16 protein-coding genes are annotated in these 19,749 nt (G+C 72.8%); 3 read left to right on the top strand and 13 right to left on the bottom strand.

The window, feature by feature from the left end; all coding sequences use genetic code 11:
- Positions 1–82: 82 nt before the first annotated feature.
- The 12 genes from ACZ7C5_RS17040 to gap form a co-directional block, all read right to left on the bottom strand.
- Positions 83–1,870 (bottom strand): 1-deoxy-D-xylulose-5-phosphate synthase, encoded by a 1,788-nt coding sequence (locus tag ACZ7C5_RS17040; protein ID WP_401084039.1) that lies wholly within the window; start codon positions 1,868–1,870, stop codon positions 83–85.
- A gap of 29 nt (positions 1,871–1,899) precedes the next feature.
- The gene (ispH, locus tag ACZ7C5_RS17045; protein ID WP_470322847.1) at positions 1,900–2,898 is read right to left on the bottom strand and encodes a 4-hydroxy-3-methylbut-2-enyl diphosphate reductase; all 999 of its coding nucleotides are present in this window, start codon (positions 2,896–2,898) and stop codon (positions 1,900–1,902) included.
- On the bottom strand, positions 2,895–4,289 hold the full coding sequence (ptlI, locus tag ACZ7C5_RS17050; RefSeq protein WP_401084042.1) for a pentalenene oxygenase: 1,395 nt from the start codon (positions 4,287–4,289) through the stop codon (positions 2,895–2,897). The genes ispH and ptlI overlap by 4 nt, the downstream gene beginning before the upstream one ends.
- A 113-nt stretch (positions 4,290–4,402) precedes the next feature.
- The gene (ptlA, locus tag ACZ7C5_RS17055; protein ID WP_401084044.1) at positions 4,403–5,416 is read right to left on the bottom strand and encodes a pentalenene synthase; all 1,014 of its coding nucleotides are present in this window, start codon (positions 5,414–5,416) and stop codon (positions 4,403–4,405) included.
- A gap of 122 nt (positions 5,417–5,538) precedes the next feature.
- Positions 5,539–6,552, bottom strand: a complete 1,014-nt coding sequence (locus ACZ7C5_RS17060; protein ID WP_401084046.1) for a polyprenyl synthetase family protein — start codon at positions 6,550–6,552, stop codon at positions 5,539–5,541.
- A gap of 34 nt (positions 6,553–6,586) precedes the next feature.
- The gene (gene ptlD / locus ACZ7C5_RS17065; protein ID WP_401084048.1) at positions 6,587–7,486 is read right to left on the bottom strand and encodes a neopentalenolactone/pentalenolactone F synthase; all 900 of its coding nucleotides are present in this window, start codon (positions 7,484–7,486) and stop codon (positions 6,587–6,589) included.
- A 35-nt stretch (positions 7,487–7,521) separates the two neighbouring features.
- Positions 7,522–9,276, bottom strand: coding sequence for a neopentalenolactone/pentalenolactone D synthase (ptlE, locus tag ACZ7C5_RS17070; protein WP_401084515.1), 1,755 nt, complete (start codon positions 9,274–9,276; stop codon positions 7,522–7,524).
- Positions 9,273–10,169: a 1-deoxy-11-beta-hydroxypentalenate dehydrogenase gene (gene ptlF, locus ACZ7C5_RS17075; protein ID WP_470322848.1), complete on the bottom strand. Its 897-nt coding sequence runs from the start codon at positions 10,167–10,169 to the stop codon at positions 9,273–9,275. The genes ptlE and ptlF overlap by 4 nt, the downstream gene beginning before the upstream one ends.
- A gap of 70 nt (positions 10,170–10,239) precedes the next feature.
- The gene (locus tag ACZ7C5_RS17080) at positions 10,240–11,694 is read right to left on the bottom strand and encodes an MFS transporter (RefSeq protein WP_470322849.1); all 1,455 of its coding nucleotides are present in this window, start codon (positions 11,692–11,694) and stop codon (positions 10,240–10,242) included.
- 60 nt (positions 11,695–11,754) lie between these two features.
- The gene (gene ptlH / locus ACZ7C5_RS17085) at positions 11,755–12,606 is read right to left on the bottom strand and encodes a 1-deoxypentalenic acid 11-beta-hydroxylase (RefSeq protein WP_401084053.1); all 852 of its coding nucleotides are present in this window, start codon (positions 12,604–12,606) and stop codon (positions 11,755–11,757) included.
- A gap of 199 nt (positions 12,607–12,805) precedes the next feature.
- Entirely contained in the window at positions 12,806–13,996 is a 1,191-nt protein-coding gene (gene penM, locus ACZ7C5_RS17090) for a pentalenolactone synthase (RefSeq protein ID WP_470322850.1), read from the bottom strand.
- Between the two features lie 397 nt (positions 13,997–14,393).
- Positions 14,394–15,404: a type I glyceraldehyde-3-phosphate dehydrogenase gene (gene gap, locus ACZ7C5_RS17095; protein WP_401084057.1), complete on the bottom strand. Its 1,011-nt coding sequence runs from the start codon at positions 15,402–15,404 to the stop codon at positions 14,394–14,396.
- A gap of 504 nt (positions 15,405–15,908) precedes the next feature.
- On the opposite strand from gap, the gene ACZ7C5_RS17100 reads away from it, so the two are divergent.
- The 3 genes from ACZ7C5_RS17100 (at position 15,909) to ACZ7C5_RS17110 (ending at position 18,920) form a co-directional block, all read left to right on the top strand.
- Positions 15,909–17,288: a geranylgeranyl reductase family protein gene (locus tag ACZ7C5_RS17100; protein WP_470322851.1), complete on the top strand. Its 1,380-nt coding sequence runs from the start codon at positions 15,909–15,911 to the stop codon at positions 17,286–17,288.
- 229 nt (positions 17,289–17,517) lie between these two features.
- Positions 17,518–18,174, top strand: a complete 657-nt coding sequence (locus ACZ7C5_RS17105; protein ID WP_401084061.1) for a TNT domain-containing protein — start codon at positions 17,518–17,520, stop codon at positions 18,172–18,174.
- An 83-nt stretch (positions 18,175–18,257) separates the two neighbouring features.
- Complete coding sequence (locus ACZ7C5_RS17110; RefSeq protein WP_470322852.1) at positions 18,258–18,920, top strand: GNAT family N-acetyltransferase; 663 nt, start codon at positions 18,258–18,260, stop codon at positions 18,918–18,920.
- 28 nt (positions 18,921–18,948) lie between these two features.
- On the opposite strand, the gene ACZ7C5_RS17115 is transcribed toward ACZ7C5_RS17110, so the two are convergent.
- Positions 18,949–19,656: a DUF4328 domain-containing protein gene (locus ACZ7C5_RS17115; RefSeq protein ID WP_401084065.1), complete on the bottom strand. Its 708-nt coding sequence runs from the start codon at positions 19,654–19,656 to the stop codon at positions 18,949–18,951.
- Between the last annotated feature and the right edge of the window lie 93 nt (positions 19,657–19,749).

Consider the following 19,749-nt stretch of genomic DNA (forward strand, 5'->3'; position numbering starts at 1 on the left):
TGCGGGCCGCGGAAGCGGGGGAGAGGGGCGCCGGGGCGGGAGCGGGCGCGGCCCCGCCGACCGCCCGTCGGGGCGCCCGGTGTCAGCCGACGGCCAGGGAGACGGCGGCTGACCGACGGGTCTGCCACCCGGAGGGCAGGGCCTCCAGCAGCGCGTGGGCGAGCCGGCGGGGGGTGAGGCCGCCGGCCTCCAGGAGGTCGGCCCGCGAGCCGTGCTCCAGGAAGCGCTGCGGGATGCCGAAGACGTGCACCGGCAGGTCCGACCCGGCGTCGCTCAGCGCCTGGGCGACGCTCGCCCCCGCGCCGCCCACCCGGCCGCTGTCCTCGACCGTGGCGACCAGCAGGTGGCCGGTGGCGAGCGCGGTCAGTCCTGGCGGTACCGGCTTGATCCAGCGGGGGTCCACGACGGTGACGCCGACGCCCCGTTCGGCCAGCAGCCCGGCGGCGTCGAGGCAGGTGGCGGCCATCGCGCCGACGGCGACCAGGAGGATGTCCGGACGCTCGCCGCGGTGCAGGACGTCCAGTCCGGCGCGGACCTCCACGGCCGGGATGTCCGCTCCGCTGGAGCCCTTCGGGAAGCGCAGGGCGGTGGGGCCGTCGTCGCAGGCCACCGCCTCCCGCAGGGCGCGGCGCAGGGTGGCGGCGTCGCGCGGGGCGGCCAGCCGCAGGCCGGGCACCAGGTTCAGCAGCGACAGGTCCCACATGCCGTTGTGGGAGGGGCCGTCGTCGCCGGTCACCCCGGCCCGGTCCAGGACGAAGGTGACCGGGGCGCGGTGCAGGGCCACGTCCATCAGGAGCTGGTCGAAGGCCCGGTTGAGGAAGGTGGAGTACAGCGCGACGACCGGGTGCAGCCCGCCGAGGGCCAGTCCCGCGGCGGCGGTCACGGCGTGCTGTTCGGCGATGCCGACGTCGATGACGCGCTCGGGGTGGCGGCGGGCGAAGTCGCCGAGCCCGGTCGGGTCGAGCATGGCCGCGGTGACGGCGACCACGTCCGGCCGGTCGGCGGCGAGTTCGGCCAGCTCGCCGCCGAACACGGAGGTCCAGCTGGGGGTGCCCCCCGGGGCGCGGGCGGAGACGGCGCGCACGGCGTGGAAGCGGTCGGTGTCGTCCTGTTCGGCGGGGAGGTGGCCGCGGCCCTTCTCGGTGACGCAGTGCACCACCACGGGCCGGCGCAGGGCGACGGCCTCGCGCAGCGCCGCCTCCACGGCCTCGATGTCGTGGCCGTCCACCGGGCCGACGTAGCGGAGTCCCAGGCTCTCGAACAGGGTCTGCGGGGCGTCGCCCGCGCGCAGCTCGGCGAGGTGTCCGGCGACGGCGCCCGCGGTGGGGGCGTAGGAGCGGCCGTTGTCGTTGAGGACCATGACGACGGGGCGTTCGGGGGCGGCCGCGATGTTGTTGAGGGCCTCCCAGGCCATGCCCCCGGTGAGCGCGCCGTCGCCGAGCACGGCGACCACGGCGCGGTCGCCGCGCCCGAGCAGGGCGTTGGCGCGGGCGAGGCCGTCCGCCCAGGACAGCGAGGTCGAGGCGTGCGAGTTCTCGATGACGTCGTGCTCCGACTCGGCGCGGCTGGGGTAGCCCGACAGGCCGTCGGTGCGGCGGAGCGTGGCGAGGGCCGCGGTGCGGCCGGTGAGGATCTTGTGGACGTAGGCCTGGTGGCCGGTGTCCCAGAGGATCCGGTCGCGGGGGGAGTCGAAGACCCGGTGCAGGGCGATGGACAGTTCGACGACCCCGAGGTTGGGACCGAGGTGGCCGCCGTTGGCGGTGCAGGTGTCGACCAGCAGCCGCCGGATCTGCGGTGCCAGCGCGCGGGCCGCGGCCGGGGACAGGGCGCGCAGGTCCTCCGGCCCCCGGATCTCCTCCAGGCGTGGCATGGCACGGCCCTCCTTCTCCGGTGGCGGATTCATCGCACCCCACCGGGTGCGGGGGAGATCTCGCCGGCCAGCGGTGTCCGCGGGACGCGGCCGGTGACCGGGTCGGCCAGCCGTCCCGGCATGGAGAACACGACGTCCTCGGCGATGCCCCGCTGGAGCTCGGCCCCGTCGAAGCCGAGTGCGGCGAGCCGGGCGACGAGCCCGTCGACGAGGACCTCGGGGGCACTGGCCCCGGCGCTGACTCCGACCGACGACACGCCTTCCAGCCAGGCCGCCCTGAGGTGGTGCTCGTCGGGCACCAGATGGGCGGCGGCGCCGTGGTCGCGGGCCACCTCGACCATGCGCAGCGAGTTGCTGGAGTTGTGCGAGCCGACGATCAGGACCAGGTCGTGGTCGCGGGCGAGGTCCTTGACGGCGTTCTGCCGGTTCTGGCTGGCGTAGCAGATGTCGTCGCCGGGGGAGATCAGGTGGGTGAAGCGGGCGCGCAGGGCCTCGACGACGCGCTCGGTCTCGTCGAACGAGAGGGTGGTCTGGGTGAGCACGGCGACCGGGGCGTCGTCGGGCAGGCCGAGGCGCCGTACGTCGTCCTCGGTCTCGATGACGACGATCCGGTCCGGGGCCTCGCCGACGACGCCCTCGACCTCCTCGTGGCCCTCGTGCCCGACGAGCAGGACGGTGCGGCCGTCGCGGGCGAAGCGCACCGCCTCCTGGTGGACCTTGGAGACCAGCGGGCAGGTGGCGTCGATGACGTCGAGCTGCCGGCCGGCGGCGGCGGAGCGCACTCCGGGGGAGACGCCGTGCGCGGAGAAGACGCAGACCGCGCCGTGCGGGACCTCCTCCTCGCTGTCGACGAAGACCGCGCCGCGCTTCTCCAGCTCCGAGACGATGTGGTGGTTGTGCACGATCTCCTTGCGCACGTACACCGGCGCCCCGTACAGGTCCAGCGCCCGCTCGACGATGCCGATGGCGCGCCGCACGCCCGCGCAGAAGCCGCGCGGCTGGGCCAGGACGACGCTCCCCCCGCTCATGCCGCGTCACCCCCGGCCGGCGCGGGGACGGCGGAGGCCGTCCGGTGCGGGGTGCGGGCGTCCAGCCGCAGGCGCAGCCGGCGCGGGTGGTAGACGGTGGCCAGCGGGACCGGGCGGATGTCCATGCCGGGCTCGCAGGTGACCCGCCAGCGGCCGAGGATGGTGGCGAGCCCCAGGGCGGCCTCGGTGCGCGCGTAGAGGTCGCCGATGCACTTGCGGGCGCCGGTGCCGAACGGCACGTAGGCGTGGCGGGCGGCCGGCGCGATGCGGTCCGGGAGCCAGCGGTCGGGGTCGAACTCCGTGGGGTTGTCGAAGGCCTCCTCGTACTGGGCGACGGCGGCGGGGCTGAAGACGACGGTGGAGCCGGTGGGCAGCCGGCGGCCCGCGAGTTCGGTCGGGGCGGCGGTGCGGCGGGTGAACAGCCAGGCCGGCGGGTGCAGCCGCAGCGTCTCGGAGATGATCCGGTCGGTCAGGGAGAGGCTCGGCAGGTCGTCCCACCGGGGGGCGCGGCCGTCCAGGACGGTGTCGATCTCGTCGTAGAGCGCGGCCTCGATCTCCGGGTGCCGGGAGAGGAGGTAGAAGACCCAGGTGAGGGTGCCGGCGACGGTCTCGGTGCCGGCCGCCATGACGGTGATGACCTGGTCGTGGATCTCCCGGTCGCCGAGCCGGCCGCCGTCGTCGTCGCGGGAGGCGATCAGGGCGGCGAGCAGGTCGTCGCGCTCGGTGTCGGAGCTGCGGTAGTCGTCGATGAGCTGCTGGGTGGTCTCGTGCAGGAAGGCCAGGTTGCTCTTGTAGCGGCGCTGGGAGGGCAGCGGCAGCCGGCGGATCGCGGCCGGCAGGAACATCTGCCGGAACAGCCCGTTGAGCACGACGTCGAAGGACCGTTCCACCTTCGCCGCCAGCTCGGGGCTGACGGGTGTGGAGTACAGGGTGCGGCCGACCGTGCGCAGCGCCATGCCGTACATCTCCTGGAACGCGTCGACGACCATGCCGTCCTGCCAGCGCGACGCGGTGTGCTCGATCTCGGCGTGCATGGCCTCGGCGTACCGCTTCAGCTGGCCGCGGGTGAACGCCGACTGCATCAGCCGGCGCTGGCGGCGGTGGTCGGCGAACGGGCAGGTGACCAGCCCGTTGCCGGCGATGTCCCGGGCGCGGTCGTAGAAGACGCCGCCCTTGTCGAAGAGGCGGTCGTTGGTCAGGACGTGCCGCAGCAGTTCGGGGTGGGTCGGAACGTAGGCCGTGGTAGGGCCGATCCTGATCTCGACCAGGTCGCCGTGGGCCGACAGCGAGGTCATGAAGTTCACCGGGTGACGCATCATCTGGACGGCGTGTCCCACGACGGGGAGCGCCCCGGGCGCCGCTCCCGCCGTGAACGTGCTCTGCTCGGTCATTCGGTTTCCAACTTCCCGTCTGTACTGGTCTGTTGACAGGTGCTCCGGTCCGTTGGCAGCGGTGCCGCCGCGACGGTCGGGCGCGGGTGCGGGTGGCCGGCGTGCGCGCGGCACTAGTGGGTGCTGCTGCCGAGCTCCTCCAGGTAGCCCTGTGCGCCGGCGGCGAGCGCGAACTCGGCGTCGTAGCGGCCCGAGGAGCGGTGCCAGTCGTAGGAGCCGCGGATCACGGTGCGCACGGCGTCGTGGCGGTAGCGCTCCACTGCCTCGCGCTCGGCCCCGTCGAGCCGGTAGATGTCGCAGACCCGCGACAGGCAGGACTCCAGCAGCAGGTACTGCTCCAGACGGGCGCGCACCTCGCCCTGGATGTGGGCGATGCTGCGGTCCTTGGACCAGCCGTGCTCCCGGCGCAGGATCATGACCATGTTGTTCTGCTCGCCGCGGGCCTCCTCCTTCTCCAGCGAGGCGATGTCGTTGAGCAGCAGATTGACATCGACGGCGATCTGGAGCACGGCGGAGAGCACGGCGCTGTCGAAGACCCGGTGCGGCACCTCGAAGCGGCCCGCGCGCTCGGCGAGGTCGACCGTCGGCTGCACCCCGATGGTCTGCCGGCGCACCGCCAGGTACTGGGCCGCGGAGTCGTACGGAGTGTTCCCGGAGCGGCTCAGCGCCTCGTCGACGTAGCCGGTGAAGTAGTTGCGCCAGTGCCGGGAGCTGCGCGCGCACCAGGCGGGGGTCATGCCCTCGCTGGTGCGCCGCCAGATGTCGGCGAAGCCGTGGGCGATCGGCGGCGCGGTGTCGGGCAGGGGGCCGTCCAGCGCCGCCGCGACCGCGTCGGTGAGCTGTTTGCTCTCCTCGGGACTCTCGCCGCGCGGCCCGTCGAAGAGGTCGTCGAAGAGGAAGAACCACGACATCAGGTCGACGCCGAGATCCAGGTCGTCGCCGGTGGCGTGCGGATAGAAGCGGGAGGCCAGGTCGGCGTAGCCGCCCCGCAGATGACGGGTGGCGGCCTCCTCGGAGTTGATCAGCCCGAGCGACCGCGGCCAGGCGAGCTGCTCGGCGTCGGCCCGTGCGTGATCCGGGCTCTGTCGGCCCGGCAGGGGTATGTGGAAATCGACGTCCTGGGGCATGGGTAGTCCTCGGAAGTGGGTGGTGGAGGGCAGCGGGCATGGCGGTGCCCTGGCGGGGGTGCTGCGCTGATCCGGGAGCGGGGAGGCGGAACGGGGCGTACGGGTACGGGGCGGGCCGGGTCTCACACCTCGCGGTCGACGACGAACCGTCCGAGCGCGAGGAGTTCGTCCCGGGCGCGGGCGTCCAGCTCGGCACCGCGCAGCGCGTCCTCGGCCAGCGACAGTCGGCGGGCGGCCTCGGCGAGCGCCCAGGCCCGGCCGCCGGCCTCCTCGATCAGGCCGGCCACGCGCCGCAGTTCCTCCTCCTCGGGGTCGCCGGGGGCGGCGAGCCAGGCGGCCAGCTCGTCGTTGAGCGGGCCGTCCTGGTTCAGGGCGTGGCTCACCGGCAGGGACTTCTTGCGGGAGCGCAGATCGGAGTGGACCGACTTGCCGGTGACGGCCGGGTCGCCCCAGATGCCGAGGACGTCGTCGACGAGCTGGAAGGCGAGGCCGACCTGGTCGCCGTAGAGCGCCAGCGCGTCCACCGTCGCCTCCGGTGCCCCGGCGAGGACGGCGCCGATCGCGGCGCTCGCCGAGAGCAGCGCGCCGGTCTTGCCGGCGGCCATGTCGACGCACTCCGCCACCGTGACGTGCGAGCGCTGTTCGAAGGACAGGTCCTGGACCTGGCCGCGGATCAGGTGCCGGGTGGTGCGCGCCAGCAGCCGGGCGGCGGGCGCCGCCGTCGGCAGCCCGGTGTCCAGCAGCACCTCCTGGGCCAGCGCCAGCATCGCGTCACCGGTCAGGATGGCACTGGAGGGCCCCCACAGCTTCCACACCGTGCGCCGGTGGCGGCGCTCCTCGTCGCCGTCCATCAGGTCGTCGTGCACCAGCGAGAAGTTGTGCACCAGCTCCACGGCGACGGCGCCGGGCAGGGCCACCGCCGCCGGCGCGCCCACCGCCTCGGCCGACAGCAGCGCGAGCGCGGGCCGTACGGCCTTGCCGGCGTCGGCGTCGGCGGGCAGGCCTTCGGCGGTGATCCAGCCGAAGTGGTAGGCCGCCTGGTGGCGCGAGTGCCGGTCGAGCCGGTCGACGGCGGCGCGCAGCGCCGGGGTGATCGTGGCCCGGCTGTGGCCGAGGCAGGCGGGTGCGCCGCTCATGAGTGCCTCCCGACGACGGGACCGCCGCGCCCGTTCACGGGGCGACCTTCGCGCGCCAGGGGGCGGTCGGGTCGTCGAAGATGCTGACGACCTGGCGCATGATGCGCCGTTCGGCCGGGTCGAAGGCCTGCTTGGCGTGGATGGTGCCGAGCTGGTCCCACACGACGATGTCCCCGGGCTGCCAGGTGTGGGCGTAGGTGTACTGCGGCCTGCCCGCGTGCGACAGCAGTTCGTCGAGCAGCCTGCGGCTGTCGTCGGGGGCGAGGTCCACGATCCGCTTGGTGTTCAGCGTGCTGACGTAGACCGACTGGCGGCCGGTGCGCGGGTTGCGGGCGATCAGCGGGTGGACGGTGGAGGTGCCGTCCTCGGGCTGGATCCGTCCGGTGCTCTCGCCGAGCGACACCTCGCCCTGGAGCTCCTCCTCGATGGTCTCCTCGTACCCGGTGCGCAGGGCGTGGCGGACCCGGTAGGAGTGCAGGCGCCGGCGCTCCTCGGGCGGGAGCGACTCGTACAGGGCGTACATGTCGGTGAAGAGGGTCTCGCCGCCGCCGGAGGACGGCACTTCCAGGGCCTCCAGGAAGCCGACCTGGGAGACCCGGGGGCGGAAGGAGTAGTCGGTGTGCCAGTCCATCCACTCGGCGTCGCCGACACCGATCCTGCGGCCGTCCTCCACCAGGTTGGAGACGATCAGGATCTCGTTGTGGTCGGGGTGGGCGCCGCTGGTCAGACCGGTCTTCGGGATGTGCCCGAAGCGGCGGCCGAAGGCCAGGAACTCCTCGTGGGAGGGGGTCCGGTGGCCGCGCAGGACGAGGACGAGGTGCGCGTCGACGGCTGCCCGGAGCTCCTCCAGCTGGGTTCTGTCCATGTCTCCGGTGACCTGGGCGCCGTGTACGACGGCGCCGAGAGCGGCGCCGGGTATGGGCGTGACGTCCATGGGTGTTGCCGCCTTTCGCAGGGGGATGGGGGTGGTCAGCGCAGGTCGAGGCCGGCGAGGTCGCCCGCCTCGCGCCAGCGCCTGAGGATGTTCACGAACTCCACCGAGCCGCCGCCGTAGCTGGAGTTGAGCAGCGGCATGCCGCCCGGGTCGCCCTCGTTGTTGTAGAGGCCCGGCGTGCAGCTCTCCAGGAAGCCGAGGTCGCTGGAGGCGAGCCGGAGGATCTCCTCGACCCATTCCTTCTCGCCGGTCTCGGAGGCCTCCACGACCCGGTGGCCGCGCTCCTCCACGCACTTGACGATGTGCGCGAGGTGCCGGGTCTGCTCGCCCAGCATGTAGGCGATGTTGACGTGCCGGCCGGCCTGGATCTTGGACAGGACGAAGCAGTTGGGGAAGCCGTTCACCTGGAGTCCGTGCAGGGTGCGCGCCCCGTCCGCCCACTTCTCGGACAGCTTCACGCCGCCGCGGCCGACGATGTCGTAGCCCGCGCGGTCGGTGTACGGGACGGCGAACTCGTGCTCGTAGCCGGTGGCGAAGACCAGGCAGTCGACCGGGTACTCCCGGCCGTTCGCGACCACTCCGGCCGGGGTGAGCCGTTCCACGCCCTGCCCCTGGGTGTCGACCAGGGTCACGTTGGGCCGGTTGAAGGTCTGGAGGTATCCGTCGTGGAAACAGGGCCGCTTGCAGTACACGCGGTAGTACGGCTTGAGGGCGGCGGCGGTCGCCGGGTCGGTGACGACGCTGTCGATGCGGGCGCGCAGCTCCTCCATCTTGAGGAAGTCCGCGCGTTCGGCCGCGAGTGCCCGCTCCCTGGGATCGCCCCCGGTGTCGCCGGTGGGCAGGATCGCCGCGGCCAGCTTGGCCGTGGTCTGGGTCCAGCGGTCCTGGACCAGGTCCTCGTCCTGCGGGACGCCGGAGGTCAGCGCGTGGAAGTTCTCCATCCGGCGCTGCTGCCAGCCCGGTTCGAGGCCGTCCGCCCAGCCGGCCGGGGTGGGCCGGTTGCCGCGGACGTCGACGGTGGCCGGGGTGCGCTGGAAGAGGACGAGCTGCTCGGCCCACTCGGCGAGGTGCGGAGCGAGCTGGATGGTCGTCGAGCCGGTGCCGATGACGCCGACCCTCTTGTCCTTCAGCCCGGTCAGCCCGCCCGTGCTGTCGCCGCCGGTGTAGTCGAAGTCCCAGCGGCCGGCGTGGAAGGCGTGCCCGGCGAACGTCTCCAGGCCCGGCAGCCCGGGGAGCTTGGGGCGGTGCATCAGACCGATCGACATGGCCACGTACCGGGCCCGGATCAGGTCCCCGCGGTCGGTGCTCACCAGCCACCTCCCGGCGGCCTCGTCCCAGCGCAGCCCGGTGACGGAGGTCTGGAAGAGGGCGTCGCGGTAGAGGTCGTACTTGTGGGCGATCCGCTGGAGGTGGGCGAAGATCTCGGGCCCGGTGGAGTACTTCTCGGTGGGCGTCGTGCCGACCTCTTCGAGCAGCGGCATGTAGATGTAGCTCTCGACGTCGCACCGGACGCCGGGGAAGCGGTTCCAGTACCAGGTGCCGCCGACGTCGCCGGCCTCGTCGATCAGCCGGATGCGCTCCAGGCCACTCTCCGTGCGCAGGTGGGCGCCGGCCAGCAGGCCGCCGATGCCGGCGCCGACGACGGCGACGTCCACCTCGTCGGTGAGCGGCTCGCGCTCCCGCCGCTCGGTGTACGGGTCCCGCGCGTAGCGGCCGAAGTCACCGCGGGCGAACTGGTAGGTGCGGCCGACGTTGCGCTTGTCCCGTTCCTGCCGGTACTTCTCCCTCACCGCCTCCAGGTCGATGGCCGGTGTTCCGTCGGTGCGGTCGTCACTGTCGTTGCGGTCGTCGCTGTCGGTGCGGGCCACAGTTCCTCCTCGGGGGAAGGGGGCGGATGGGAAACATGACGCCAGACGTCGTCGAACTGGTCGCGCAGCCGCAGGGGGGAGTCGGAGTTGCTGAAGAGGTAGAAGCGGTCGGAGTCGAGGGCCTCCCAGACGAGTTCGGCGACGTCCTCGGCGCTCACCGAGGTGTCTCCGCCCGCGCCGCGCGGGGCCGTCAGGCCCTGGACCATGGGGGTGTCGACCCGGCCGGGACAGAGCACGGACACCCGCACTCCGGTGCCCCGCAGATCGGCGCGCAGACTGCGGGCGACGGCGAGGTCGGCGTGCTTGGAGGCGGCGTAGGCGGCGCTGCCGGCGCCGACGACGAAGGCGGACATCGAGGCGGTGTGGATCAGGTGGGCGGGCCGGCCGCGCTCCAGCAGCCGGGGGACGAAGGCGCGGGCCACCAGGACGTGCGCCCAGTGGTTCACCTCGAAGACCTGGCGCATCCGCTCCAGCGGCACCTCCCACAGGGGTTGACCGACGGGGCCGAGGGCCCCGGCGTTGTTGCACACCACGTCGATGTCGCCGAGCAGGCCGAACGCCGTGTCCGCGAGCCGTTCGACGGCGTCCGGGTCGGTCAGGTCGGCGGTCACCGCGGTGACCCGGGCGCCCTGGGCGGCGAGTTCGGCGGCCCGGCGGTGCAGGGCGTCGCCCGCGACGTCCGCCATGACCACGTCGGCGCCGGCCCGCGCGAAGCGGGCGCTGAGGGCGAGGCCGATGCCGCTGGCCGCGCCGGTCACCACGGCTGTCCTTGTCCGTAACTGCACTTGGCTGTCTCCGCTTCTGTGCGCGGGCACGCCGAAGAACGGCGCGCCGTTGCCAACGAGAAGGTCTGGATCAGGTCGCGCCGTTCGAAGGGGGTGGACGTCAGCGGGGGTCGGGGAGCTTCAGGCTGATCACGAGGACGGTCACCGAGAGGCACGTCAGCAGACCGAGGACGAGCACGGCCGCGGACACCGTCGACAGCCAGTCGGCCAGGGAGATGTAGAGGGTCCCGCCGACGGTCGCGCCCAGCGCGGTCGCCATCTGCTGGCTGGTCACCAGCACACCGCTGCCCATGCCGGCCTGCGCGGGCGGTACGTCGGCGAGGATCAGCCGGAACAGCGTCGGGCCGACCAGTGCCGCGCCCGCGCCGAAGAGGGCGATCCCGACGAGCACGAGTATCAGGGAGGGATGCGGCCAGCCCACCCGGATCACCAGCGCCAGCAGCAGCAGGCCCAGGGCCTGGACGAGGGCGCCCAGGGTGACGATCCGGGCGCCCAGGGCCGCCGCGATCTTCGGGGTGAACATCGCCACCGCGAAGAACGCCACGGCGAACGGTGCCAGCGCCCCGCCGGAGGCGAGCCCGTCGAAGCCGAAGTGCCCCTGCGCGATCAGCGCGTAGACGAACAGGAAGGCGCCGAAGCCGGCCGAGAACGGGACCACTGCCGCCAGCCCCCTGCGCATCCCCTGGTGGGACAGCACCGAGGGGGACAGCAGTGGTGAGCCGCCCCGCGCCTCCAGCCCGCGTTCGGTCCTGGCCAGTGCCAGCGCGCCCGCCGCGGCGACCGCGAGCAGCGACCACAGCCACAGCGGCCAGCCCAGGTCGGGGCCGGCCACGACCAGGGTCAGGACGCAGAGCATGGTGACACCGAACAGCACGGTGCCCACCGGGTCGAAGCCCGGCTTCGTGTCGGCCCTGGTCGCGGGGACGCGCCGGACGGCCAGCAGCGCGGCCACCCCGATCGGCACGTTGATCGCGAAGACCGACCGCCAGCCCATCCCGGCGACGTCCAGCGAGACCAGCAACCCGCCCAGGATCTGCCCGACGACCATGCCCAGGGCCGCGGTCACGCCGTACATGCCGATCGCGCGGGCGCGGGCCTGGCCCTCGGTGGCGGCCTGGATCGTCGCCAGCACCTGGGGGACGAGCATGGCGGCGGCGGCGCCCTGCAACAGCCGGGCCACGACCAGGAACTCGATGGTCGGGGCGAGTCCGCACAGCGCCGAGGTGAGGGTGAACGCCGCGAGCCCGTAGGCGTACAGGCGCCGGCGGCCGAAGGCGTCGCCCAGCCGTCCGCCCAGCACCAGGCCGAGGGCGTAGGTGAGGCCGTAGCCGGACACCACCAGCTCCAGTGCGGCGGGGCCGCCGTGGAGGTCGTCACTGATCGGGGTCAGCGCCACGTTGACGATGGACGCGTCCACGATGGACAGGGCGTATCCGGTGAGCACCACCACGAGGGCGATGCCACCGAGCCCCGCGGCGGCCGGCTTCGTGCCGGCCGGGGGCTTCGGTGCCGCGTCGGGCTCCTTCAGCGGGGGGAGTCCCTCGCGATTCGTCATGTGCTGCCTACCAGGGCTTCTGTGGAACGGACGGTCGGAGCGGGTGCGGGAGCACCCGCGTCACTCGGTGGTGGTGGGGGTGCCGGTGATCTTCGACATGATCCCCTTGGAGTGGTCCTTCGCGGACTCCGGCCAGGGAGTCAGGGCGTTGAACCCGCGGTGCGAGGACGCGGGCTGGATGCGGGTGTCCATCGACATCCGCATGCCGGCCGGGTCCACCGAGACGTTGGGGACGGACTTGTGACACATGAAGGCGTGGAAGAGGAGCACGTCGCCCGGTTCCATGGGCGAGATCAGCAACTCCTCGTCCGCGCCGAGCTCCTCCGCCGGGATGCCGCGCACGGGGTGTCCGAAGCGGCGGAAGTTCTCGGTGACGACGTGCTCGCGCGGGCCCTGCCGGTGGCTCCCGTCGGCGACGGCGACGCCGCCGGTGCCGGTGGGCGTCGGGAGCAGCGGCAGCCAGGCGGTGCGGAAGTCCTTGTTCGGGCCGATGTAGAAGCCGTCCTGGTGCAGCGGCGTCAGGAAGTCCGGCTCCGCGGAGTCGGGGGCGGAGGGGTAGTAGCGGATCGTCGTCGACCTGAAGACGAAGACGGGCTCGCCGAAGACCTTCTCCCAGACCTTGAGGGTCGAGGGGTGGTTCCACAGGTCGTCGTACCTGACGTGGTCGTGCATCGCGACCTCGTCGACCGCCTCGTAGGAGTCGATGGTGAGGGTGTCGAGCGTGGTGCCGGGGGCGGCGTGGCCGAGTGCGATCAGGCCTCCGAGCATCTGCTCGGCGGCGGTGCGCACGAGTTCGCGGTCCAGGGCGCCGCGGAGGTAGACGTAGCCGTGCTCGTCGTAGAACCGGTCCAGGGCCTCACGGTCGTCGAGCAGGGGCGTGCAGTCGACGTAGGGGCGGAAAGTGTCCGTCATGGTTCCTTGTCCTCGTGACGTCCGGGCATGGGGGAAGGAGCGTCAGGTCACGGTGGAGCGGCGGGCCGGGGGAGTCCGGCCACGCGGGTCCCGCTGGTCCGCCACGCCGCCGGGAGGCGACCGGCGGGTGCCGGTCCGGCCCTGCGGCGGGTGCCGCCCGTGACGGTGAACGGCCGTGCGCTCGCTCGTGCGATGCCGCTCAGAAGGTGACGGGGATCTCGTCGAACCCGCCGGTGATCCGGTGCTCCTGCCAGCGCAGCGACTCCTCGGGTACCGCGAGCCGCAGGTCGGGCAGCTTCTGGAACAGCCGCTCGAACACCGCGGTCAGCTCGATCCGGGCCAGGGTGCGGCCGACGCAGTGCCGGGCGCCGCGCCCGAACGCCATGTGCGACTTGGGCTTGACCCGGGTCAGGTCGAACGCGTCGCCGTCGGGGAACGCCCGGCTGTCGTAGTTGGCCGCGCCGATGGCCAGCAGGACCACGTCTCCGGTCCGGATCACGGTCTCGCCGACGGTGATGTCGCCGTGCGCGTAGCGGGGGATCAGCGCGTTGGATCCCTTGCCGCCGACGGCCAGGCGCAGGATCTCCTCGACCGCGGCCGGCGCGAGTCCCGGATTCTCGGTCAGCATGGCGCGCTGGACCGGATTGCGCAGCAGCAGCAGGGTGCCCAGGTCGATACGGACAATGGTGGTTTCGTAGCCGAACAGCAATACCGCGCAGCCCAGGTCCGCGATGTACGCATCGGACAGCGTGCCGCCGTTCTCGGCGATGAGCTCGGACAGGATGTCGTCGCCCGGCTCCTTCCGCTTTCGTACCACCAGTTCCGTGATGTAGCCGACGACCTGTTGGAAGGTGTTCGCCGAGTGCTGGTCGTCACTCTGGTCGAATGTGCCTCGCGCCCATTGTCCGAAGAGTTCCCGGTCGGCCAGCGGAACGCCGAGCAGATCGCAGACCACCATGGTCGGCAGCGGAAAGGACAGCGCGCGGTGCAGGTCGACCGGCGCGGCGCCGGCGGCCAGCCGGTCGAGCAGTTCGTCCACGTGGTGCTCGATCCGGGTCTTCATCAGACGCATTCGGCGGGTGGAGAACCGGGGTACGAGCAGGTCGCGCATCTGCGCGTGCCGGGCGGGCTCGGTGTTGTGGTCGTCCCCGGCCATGAGGGCGACCATGGTGCTCCGGGCCGTGTTCTCGACCGACGGCTCGGGGTTGCTGAGACGGAGTCGGCGGTCGGCGAGGAGCTTCCGTACCTCGTTGTAACGGGTGACCAGCCAGGCGTCTTCACCGGCGGTCCGCACCCTGGCGACCGGCCCCTCCTGTTGCAGTGCGCGCATCTGCGGCGCGATGCCGATAGTGGACGGGTTATCGAATGGTAATCGCGGAAGTACCGTCATGTAATCATGGTCACTTGCGTCACGATGGGCCGTCAAGCCCTACCCGGTCATTCTCGTCAGTTGAGACAACCGGGTTTGTCCGGCCCGGGACCGGAGAAGTGGGCGGGATCTCTTCGGCATCGTCGGCCTGGCCCGGATTGCCGGTGCCATCCCGATATCCCCCACCGGCGACGTTCGGTGGCAAAGGCGATGCGTACGCGAAGTGACGGACGGGTGCGCCGAGTCGGCGCGGTCCGTTCACCGCTCTGCCCGGGTGTCGGCACGGCGAGGGCCGGCCCCGCCGATGGCGGGAAACAGACGGCCGCGGGCACGGGAGCCCCGCCGCCCCCGTGGTTCCCGGCCGACCGCGGGGCTGCGGCCCCGCGCGGCTCCTCGCCGTGCCGAGCTCAGCGGAGCGTCACGCCGTCGCGCCCCCGACCAGCAGGGTCGTGTCGATCAGGCGGTTGGAGAAGCCCCACTCGTTGTCGTACCAGCCGAAGACGTGCACGTGGCGCCCCTCGATGACCTGCGTGAGCAGGGAGTCGAGGATGCAGGACGCCGGGTCCCTGACGATGTCCGCCGAGACGACCGGGTCCGCGGTGTAGCGCAGGATCCGCGCGAGCTCGCCGTCGGCCGCCTTGCGGAACAGCGAGTTGACCTCCTCGGCCGTCGTCTCGCGGCCCACCCGGACGGTCAGGTCGGTCAGCGAGCCGACGGGGACGGGAACCCGCACCGAGAACCCGTCGAGCTTGCCCTGGAGGTTCGGGAGCACGAGGCCGATCGCGCTGGCGGCATTGGTGGTGGTCGGGATGGTGCTGAGGTTGGCCGCACGGGCGCGCCGGGCGTCGGGGTGCGGGCCGTCCTGGAGGTTCTGGTCCTGGGTGTAGGCGTGGATCGTGGTCATGGTGCCGACCTCGATGCCGAGCGCGTCGTCGAGCACCTTGACCATCGGGGCCAGACAGTTCGTCGTGCACGAGGCGTTGGAGACGATGGTGTGCTGCTCGGGGTCGTAGAGGTCGTCGTTGACCCCCATGACGAGGGTGAGGTCCGCGTTCTTCGCCGCGGCGGAGACGACCACCTTCGAGGCCCCGGCGTCGATGTGCGCCCGGGCCTTGGCGGCGTCGTTGAACACGCCGGTCGACTCGATGACGACGTCGACTCCGAGGCGGCGCCAGGGCAGCTGCGCCGGGTCGCGCTCGCTGAGGACCTCGACCACGGTGTCCCCGACCCTGATCGACGATCCCTCCGCCACGACCTGCTGCTGCAGCGGCCCGTACACGCTGTCGTACTTCAGGAGGTTCGCCAGGGCCTGCGCGCTGGTCAGGTCGTTGACCGCGGCCACCCGGATGTCCGCGTCGGAAGCGAGCAGGGCACGGAAGAAGCTACGGCCGATGCGGCCAAAGCCGTTGATTCCCACAGTGATTGTCATGATTCCCGTCCTGATTGTTGGGAGCCTCGCAGCACTGGCTGCGCGGAGTGTCGCGCTCCTGGGCGGCGATCCACTCGTCACGCAAAAGGATATCGCCGATTACGCCGGCGGGTACACCGGGCCTTCCCCCGTGGGGTATCGATCTCCCGCGACCGGGCCGACCGGGCCGAACTGCTCAAGGCCTGCCAGGCCACGATGGTGACGGTCCGTCAGAAAATCGCCCCGGCGTCGCCCCGTGGACGGGTGGCCGCGTCCCGGGCGATCCGACGCGGTCGCACGTGTGTGGTGCGGCCGGTTCGTCGCCGGGGCCGACGGGCGAGACCGGGTGGGACCGGGCGGCCGGCGTGGCCGGCGTGGCCGGCGTGGCCGGTATTGGCCGGTTCGCGGCGGTGGTCTGCGTGTCGGGGCGGCGGCGGGCGCCGCGGTTCTCTATCGTCCGTCCGGAACCGCCCAGTCCGAGGACTCCGTTGCGTGTACAGCCGATCCGACCCGTGGGAGAGTGCGATGCCCGGCCCAGAGCAGACCGTCCCGGAGCCGACCGTCGAGGCCGGTGAGCGGCGGACCCGGGAGCAGCGGACCGGTGAGCGGCGGACCGGTGAGCGGCGGACCGGTGAGCGGCGGACCGGGGAGAGCGCCGACGTCATCGTGGTCGGCGCCGGGCCGGCCGGCTCCACCGCCGCCGCCCACCTCGCCCGGACCGGGCTGGACGTCCTGCTGCTGGAGAAGTCCGCCTTCCCGCGCGAGAAGGTCTGCGGGGACGGCCTCACTCCGCGTGCCGTCAAGCAGTTGACCGACCTCGGCATCGACGTCACCGAGGAGGCCGGCTGGCTGCACAACCAGGGCCTGCGGCTGATCTCCGGGCGCCGCTCGCTGGAGTTCGACTGGCCCGAGCTCTCCGCCTACCCCGGGTACGGGCTGGTGCGGCGCCGCGCCGACTTCGACGAACTGCTCGCCCGCAAGGCCGCCTCGGTGGGGGCCAGGCTGGTCGAACGCGCCAATGTGACGGGCCCGTCGCTGGACGAGCGGACCGGCCGGATCACCGGTGTGACCGCCAGGCTGGGGGAGGAGCGCCGGCCCGTCACCTACCGGGCCCCGGTCGTGGTCGCCGCCGACGGCAACTCCACCCGGCTGTCGGTGGCGATGAAGCGCTACCGCCGCACCGACCGGGCGATGGGCGTCGCGTACCGGACGTACTTCACCACCCCGCGCCACGAGGACCGCTACCTGGAGGCCTGGCTCGACCTGCGCGACCCCGGCGACCCGGCCGGGCGCCTGCTGCCCGGCTACGCCTGGGTGTTCGGCATGGGCGACGGCACCGCCAACGTCGGCCTCGGGGTCCTCGACACCGCCAGGACCGAGGTGGACTGGCGGGAGCTGCTGCGCCGCTGGTGCGACGGCCTGCCGCCGGAGTACGGCTACACCCCCGACGGGGTCACCGAGCCGATCCGCGGCGCCGCCCTGCCGATGGGCCTCAACCGCCGGCCGCACTACGCCGACGGCCTGCTGCTGGTCGGTGACGCGGGCGGCACGGTCAGCCCGGGCACCGGTGAGGGCATCGCCTACGCGATGGAGTCCGGGCGCTACGCCGCCGAGACCATCGTCCAGGCGCTCGCCCGCCGCACCGACCGCGGCCGCGAACTCGCCCTGCGCGCCTATCCGCAGGCGCTGCGCTCCGCCTACGCGGGCTACTTCGCGCTCGGGCGCCTCGCCGCCGACCTGCTGGGGCGGCCGCGGCTGCTCGGCGCGGCCGGTGCCGCCGGGCTCGGCCACCCGGCGCTGCTGAAGGTGGCGTTCCGGCTGATGGTCAACCTGACCGAGCCGAACTCCAAGGACGCCCTGGACCGGCTGCTCCACCTGCTCGGGCGGGTCGCCCCCGGGAAGTGACGCCCGCCCCGGAGGCGGCGAGGCGCACCGGACCGTTCATCCTGACGGGTGGGCGGTCCCGGCGTCCCGGATACGGCCGAATCCGACGAGTCGAACATGCGGTTGCATGGATCATGTTGACGAATGATCAGATGATCCGATTGCCTGGTGTCGAACCAGCCACAGAGGGTGAGCACAGCACCCCTCCGTGGCTCTTCCCCTGACCGCTGACCCGTTCGACGGAGACACCGTGCGCCTTCGCCTTCGCCTGCTCGTCGCGCCGCTTGCCGCGGCCGCCGCCCTCACCGCCGTCTGCGCCCCCGCCGCGAGCGCGGCCCCGGCGGCCACCCCCTCCGACCAGTGCTCCGCCGCCTTCCGCCACGACGACGCCCGCCTCGGCCCCGCGGACCTCCCGACCACGGGACCGGTCGGTCGCCAGCTCGCCGGCTACCAGCGCACCGGCGGCGCGAGCGACCAGGCCTTCCTGGGCCAGTACTACGACCCGGCCGGCAACGGCGGCAAGGGCGGCTGGATATACCCGCCCTCCGACGGCTACGTCACCCTGCCCGACGGCAGCCCGATCGAGTTCGACCTCACGCTCTACCCGAACCAGAACATCGACCGCTACGGCAGCGAGTACGGCGCCTTCCTCGCCCCCGAGGGCCTGCCCTACGCCAACCGCGCCATCCCGCCGCAGAGCCTGGACGGCAACCCGCCGGCCGCCTGCAACTACCACGACTACAAGGTGGTCAAGGCCTTCACGGTGCACGCCGGCCCGATCGCGCCGTGGTTCAACCAGCCCGGCTGGGGCCTCCAGTACCAGCTCGACGGCGCCCTGCTGCCCGGCGGCCCGGCCAAGCTGAACGTGCTCTGGCTGGTGGAGAACGGCTACCTGTCCCGGATCTGACCCGGCTCCGCCCGGTGCCGCACCAGGCGCCCGCCACGGATATTCGCTGGCGGGCGCCTGGGGGCCGGGGATAGGAAGGCCGGATGACCATCAGCGATGCCGGCACCGACCGACGCGTCTTCCGCCCCACCGTCCTCGACCTCGGCGACGTCCTGCTGCGCCCGTGGGGACGCGCCCTCGACCTGCCCGGCGGCGTGGTGCCCGCCCTGGTCGCCGCCGCGGCCGACCCGGCCGTCGCCCGCTGGAGCCCGCTCGGCACCGGCGGCCGGGTCGTCCCCGAGACCTACCTCGACCGCTGCGACGAGCACTGGGCCGACGGCACCGCGGCCTCCTTCGCCGTCACCGACGCCGCAGACGGCAGCCTGTGCGGCAACGCCTACCTGGGGTGGACCAACCGGGACGACGGCATCGCCATGGTCGGCTACTGGCTGCTCGCCGCCGCTCGCGGCCGGGGCCTGGCCACCAGGGCCGCCGCCGCCGTCACCCGCTGGGGCGTGGAGCAGGCCGGCGTCCGCCGCGTCGAGCTCTACCACGCCGTCGCCAACGAGGACTCCTGCCGGGTCGCGGAGCGGGCCGGCTTCCCGTACGAGGGCACCCTGCGCGGCTCCTACACCTACGGCGGGGGCGACTACGTGGACGAGCACCTGCACGCCCGGCTGGCCTCGGACCCGTTCCCGGACTCCTCGGGCCCGTTCCCGGACTCCTCGGGCCCGTTCCCGGACTCCTCGGGCCCGTTCACGGACTGAGGGCCGGACCCGGCCCGTGGGGCGGGGATCAGCCCCAGACCGTACCGCCGTGGACCCCGTACGCGGCGGTGGCGCCCTCGGCGAACCGCTGCTCCTGCGTGGCCGTCAGCCTGCGGACCACCAGGACGGCGAGGACCGCGGCCGCCACCATCGCCAGGTCGGAGGCGATCAGCCAGGCGACGCCCTGCTGGTATGTGTCCGGGTACTCCGCCGAATCGGTGTACACGGTGCCGATTCGGGCGAGCGCCCCGGCCCCCAGAGAGGCCCCCCACCAGAGGGTGAGCAGGGTCTGCGGGAGCCGCGGACGCACTCCGGAGCCGTCCGGCCGGGCGCCGGCCTGCCAGATGTCGCCCGCGATCTGCCGGGGGATCCAGAGGTTGGCGATGGGGAGGAACCAGGCGCCGATCGCGAAGCCGCGTCGGAGCCGGTGCCCGTGCGGGTCGAGGATCTCGGCGTTCACCCGGACCCGGTGGAACCAGACGATGAAGGCGACCACCGAAGCCACCAGGGTCACCACCTGGAGCGTGCCGACGTTCTTGTGCAGCGCGTACGCGTCCAGCACTGCGGACCCGTCGACCAGCCTCAGGTCGACGTCCGCGGCGAACGTGCCGACCTCCCCGTAGAGGTTGACGGATGTGCCGAGCGAGACCAGCGACACGGCGCCGCTCACGGCGAGCATGACGGTGGCGGCGATGGCGCTCGATCTCGGCGAGCGGTACACGGCGGGGGAAGGCATCGGGGCGGGACTCCTGGACTGGACCAATGGGACGGAGCGACACCCTAGGGCCAGCGGATCATGGCTGACCAGTGTGTTTCGCGGTCCCGGAGG

The organism is Kitasatospora sp. NPDC036993 (assembly GCF_055607525.1).

Excerpts from the sequence above, each read along its gene's own strand:
- ptlD (WP_401084048.1), bottom strand. The coding sequence starts at position 7,486 with ATGGACGTCACGCCCATACCCGGCGCCGCTCTCGGCGCCGTCGTACAC.
- penM (WP_470322850.1), bottom strand. The coding sequence starts at position 13,996 with ATGACGGTACTTCCGCGATTACCATTCGATAACCCGTCCACTATCGGC.
- ACZ7C5_RS17060 (WP_401084046.1), bottom strand. The coding sequence starts at position 6,552 with ATGAGCGGCGCACCCGCCTGCCTCGGCCACAGCCGGGCCACGATCACC.
- ptlI (WP_401084042.1), bottom strand. The coding sequence starts at position 4,289 with ATGACCGAGCAGAGCACGTTCACGGCGGGAGCGGCGCCCGGGGCGCTC.
- ptlH (WP_401084053.1), bottom strand. The coding sequence starts at position 12,606 with ATGACGGACACTTTCCGCCCCTACGTCGACTGCACGCCCCTGCTCGAC.
- ACZ7C5_RS17080 (WP_470322849.1), bottom strand. The coding sequence starts at position 11,694 with ATGACGAATCGCGAGGGACTCCCCCCGCTGAAGGAGCCCGACGCGGCA.
- ispH (WP_470322847.1), bottom strand. The coding sequence starts at position 2,898 with ATGAGCGGGGGGAGCGTCGTCCTGGCCCAGCCGCGCGGCTTCTGCGCG.
- ACZ7C5_RS17100 (WP_470322851.1), top strand. The coding sequence starts at position 15,909 with ATGCCCGGCCCAGAGCAGACCGTCCCGGAGCCGACCGTCGAGGCCGGT.
- ACZ7C5_RS17110 (WP_470322852.1), top strand. The coding sequence starts at position 18,258 with ATGACCATCAGCGATGCCGGCACCGACCGACGCGTCTTCCGCCCCACC.
- ACZ7C5_RS17040 (WP_401084039.1), bottom strand. The coding sequence starts at position 1,870 with ATGCCACGCCTGGAGGAGATCCGGGGGCCGGAGGACCTGCGCGCCCTG.
- ACZ7C5_RS17115 (WP_401084065.1), bottom strand. The coding sequence starts at position 19,656 with ATGCCTTCCCCCGCCGTGTACCGCTCGCCGAGATCGAGCGCCATCGCC.
- gap (WP_401084057.1), bottom strand. The coding sequence starts at position 15,404 with ATGACAATCACTGTGGGAATCAACGGCTTTGGCCGCATCGGCCGTAGC.
- ptlA (WP_401084044.1), bottom strand. The coding sequence starts at position 5,416 with ATGCCCCAGGACGTCGATTTCCACATACCCCTGCCGGGCCGACAGAGC.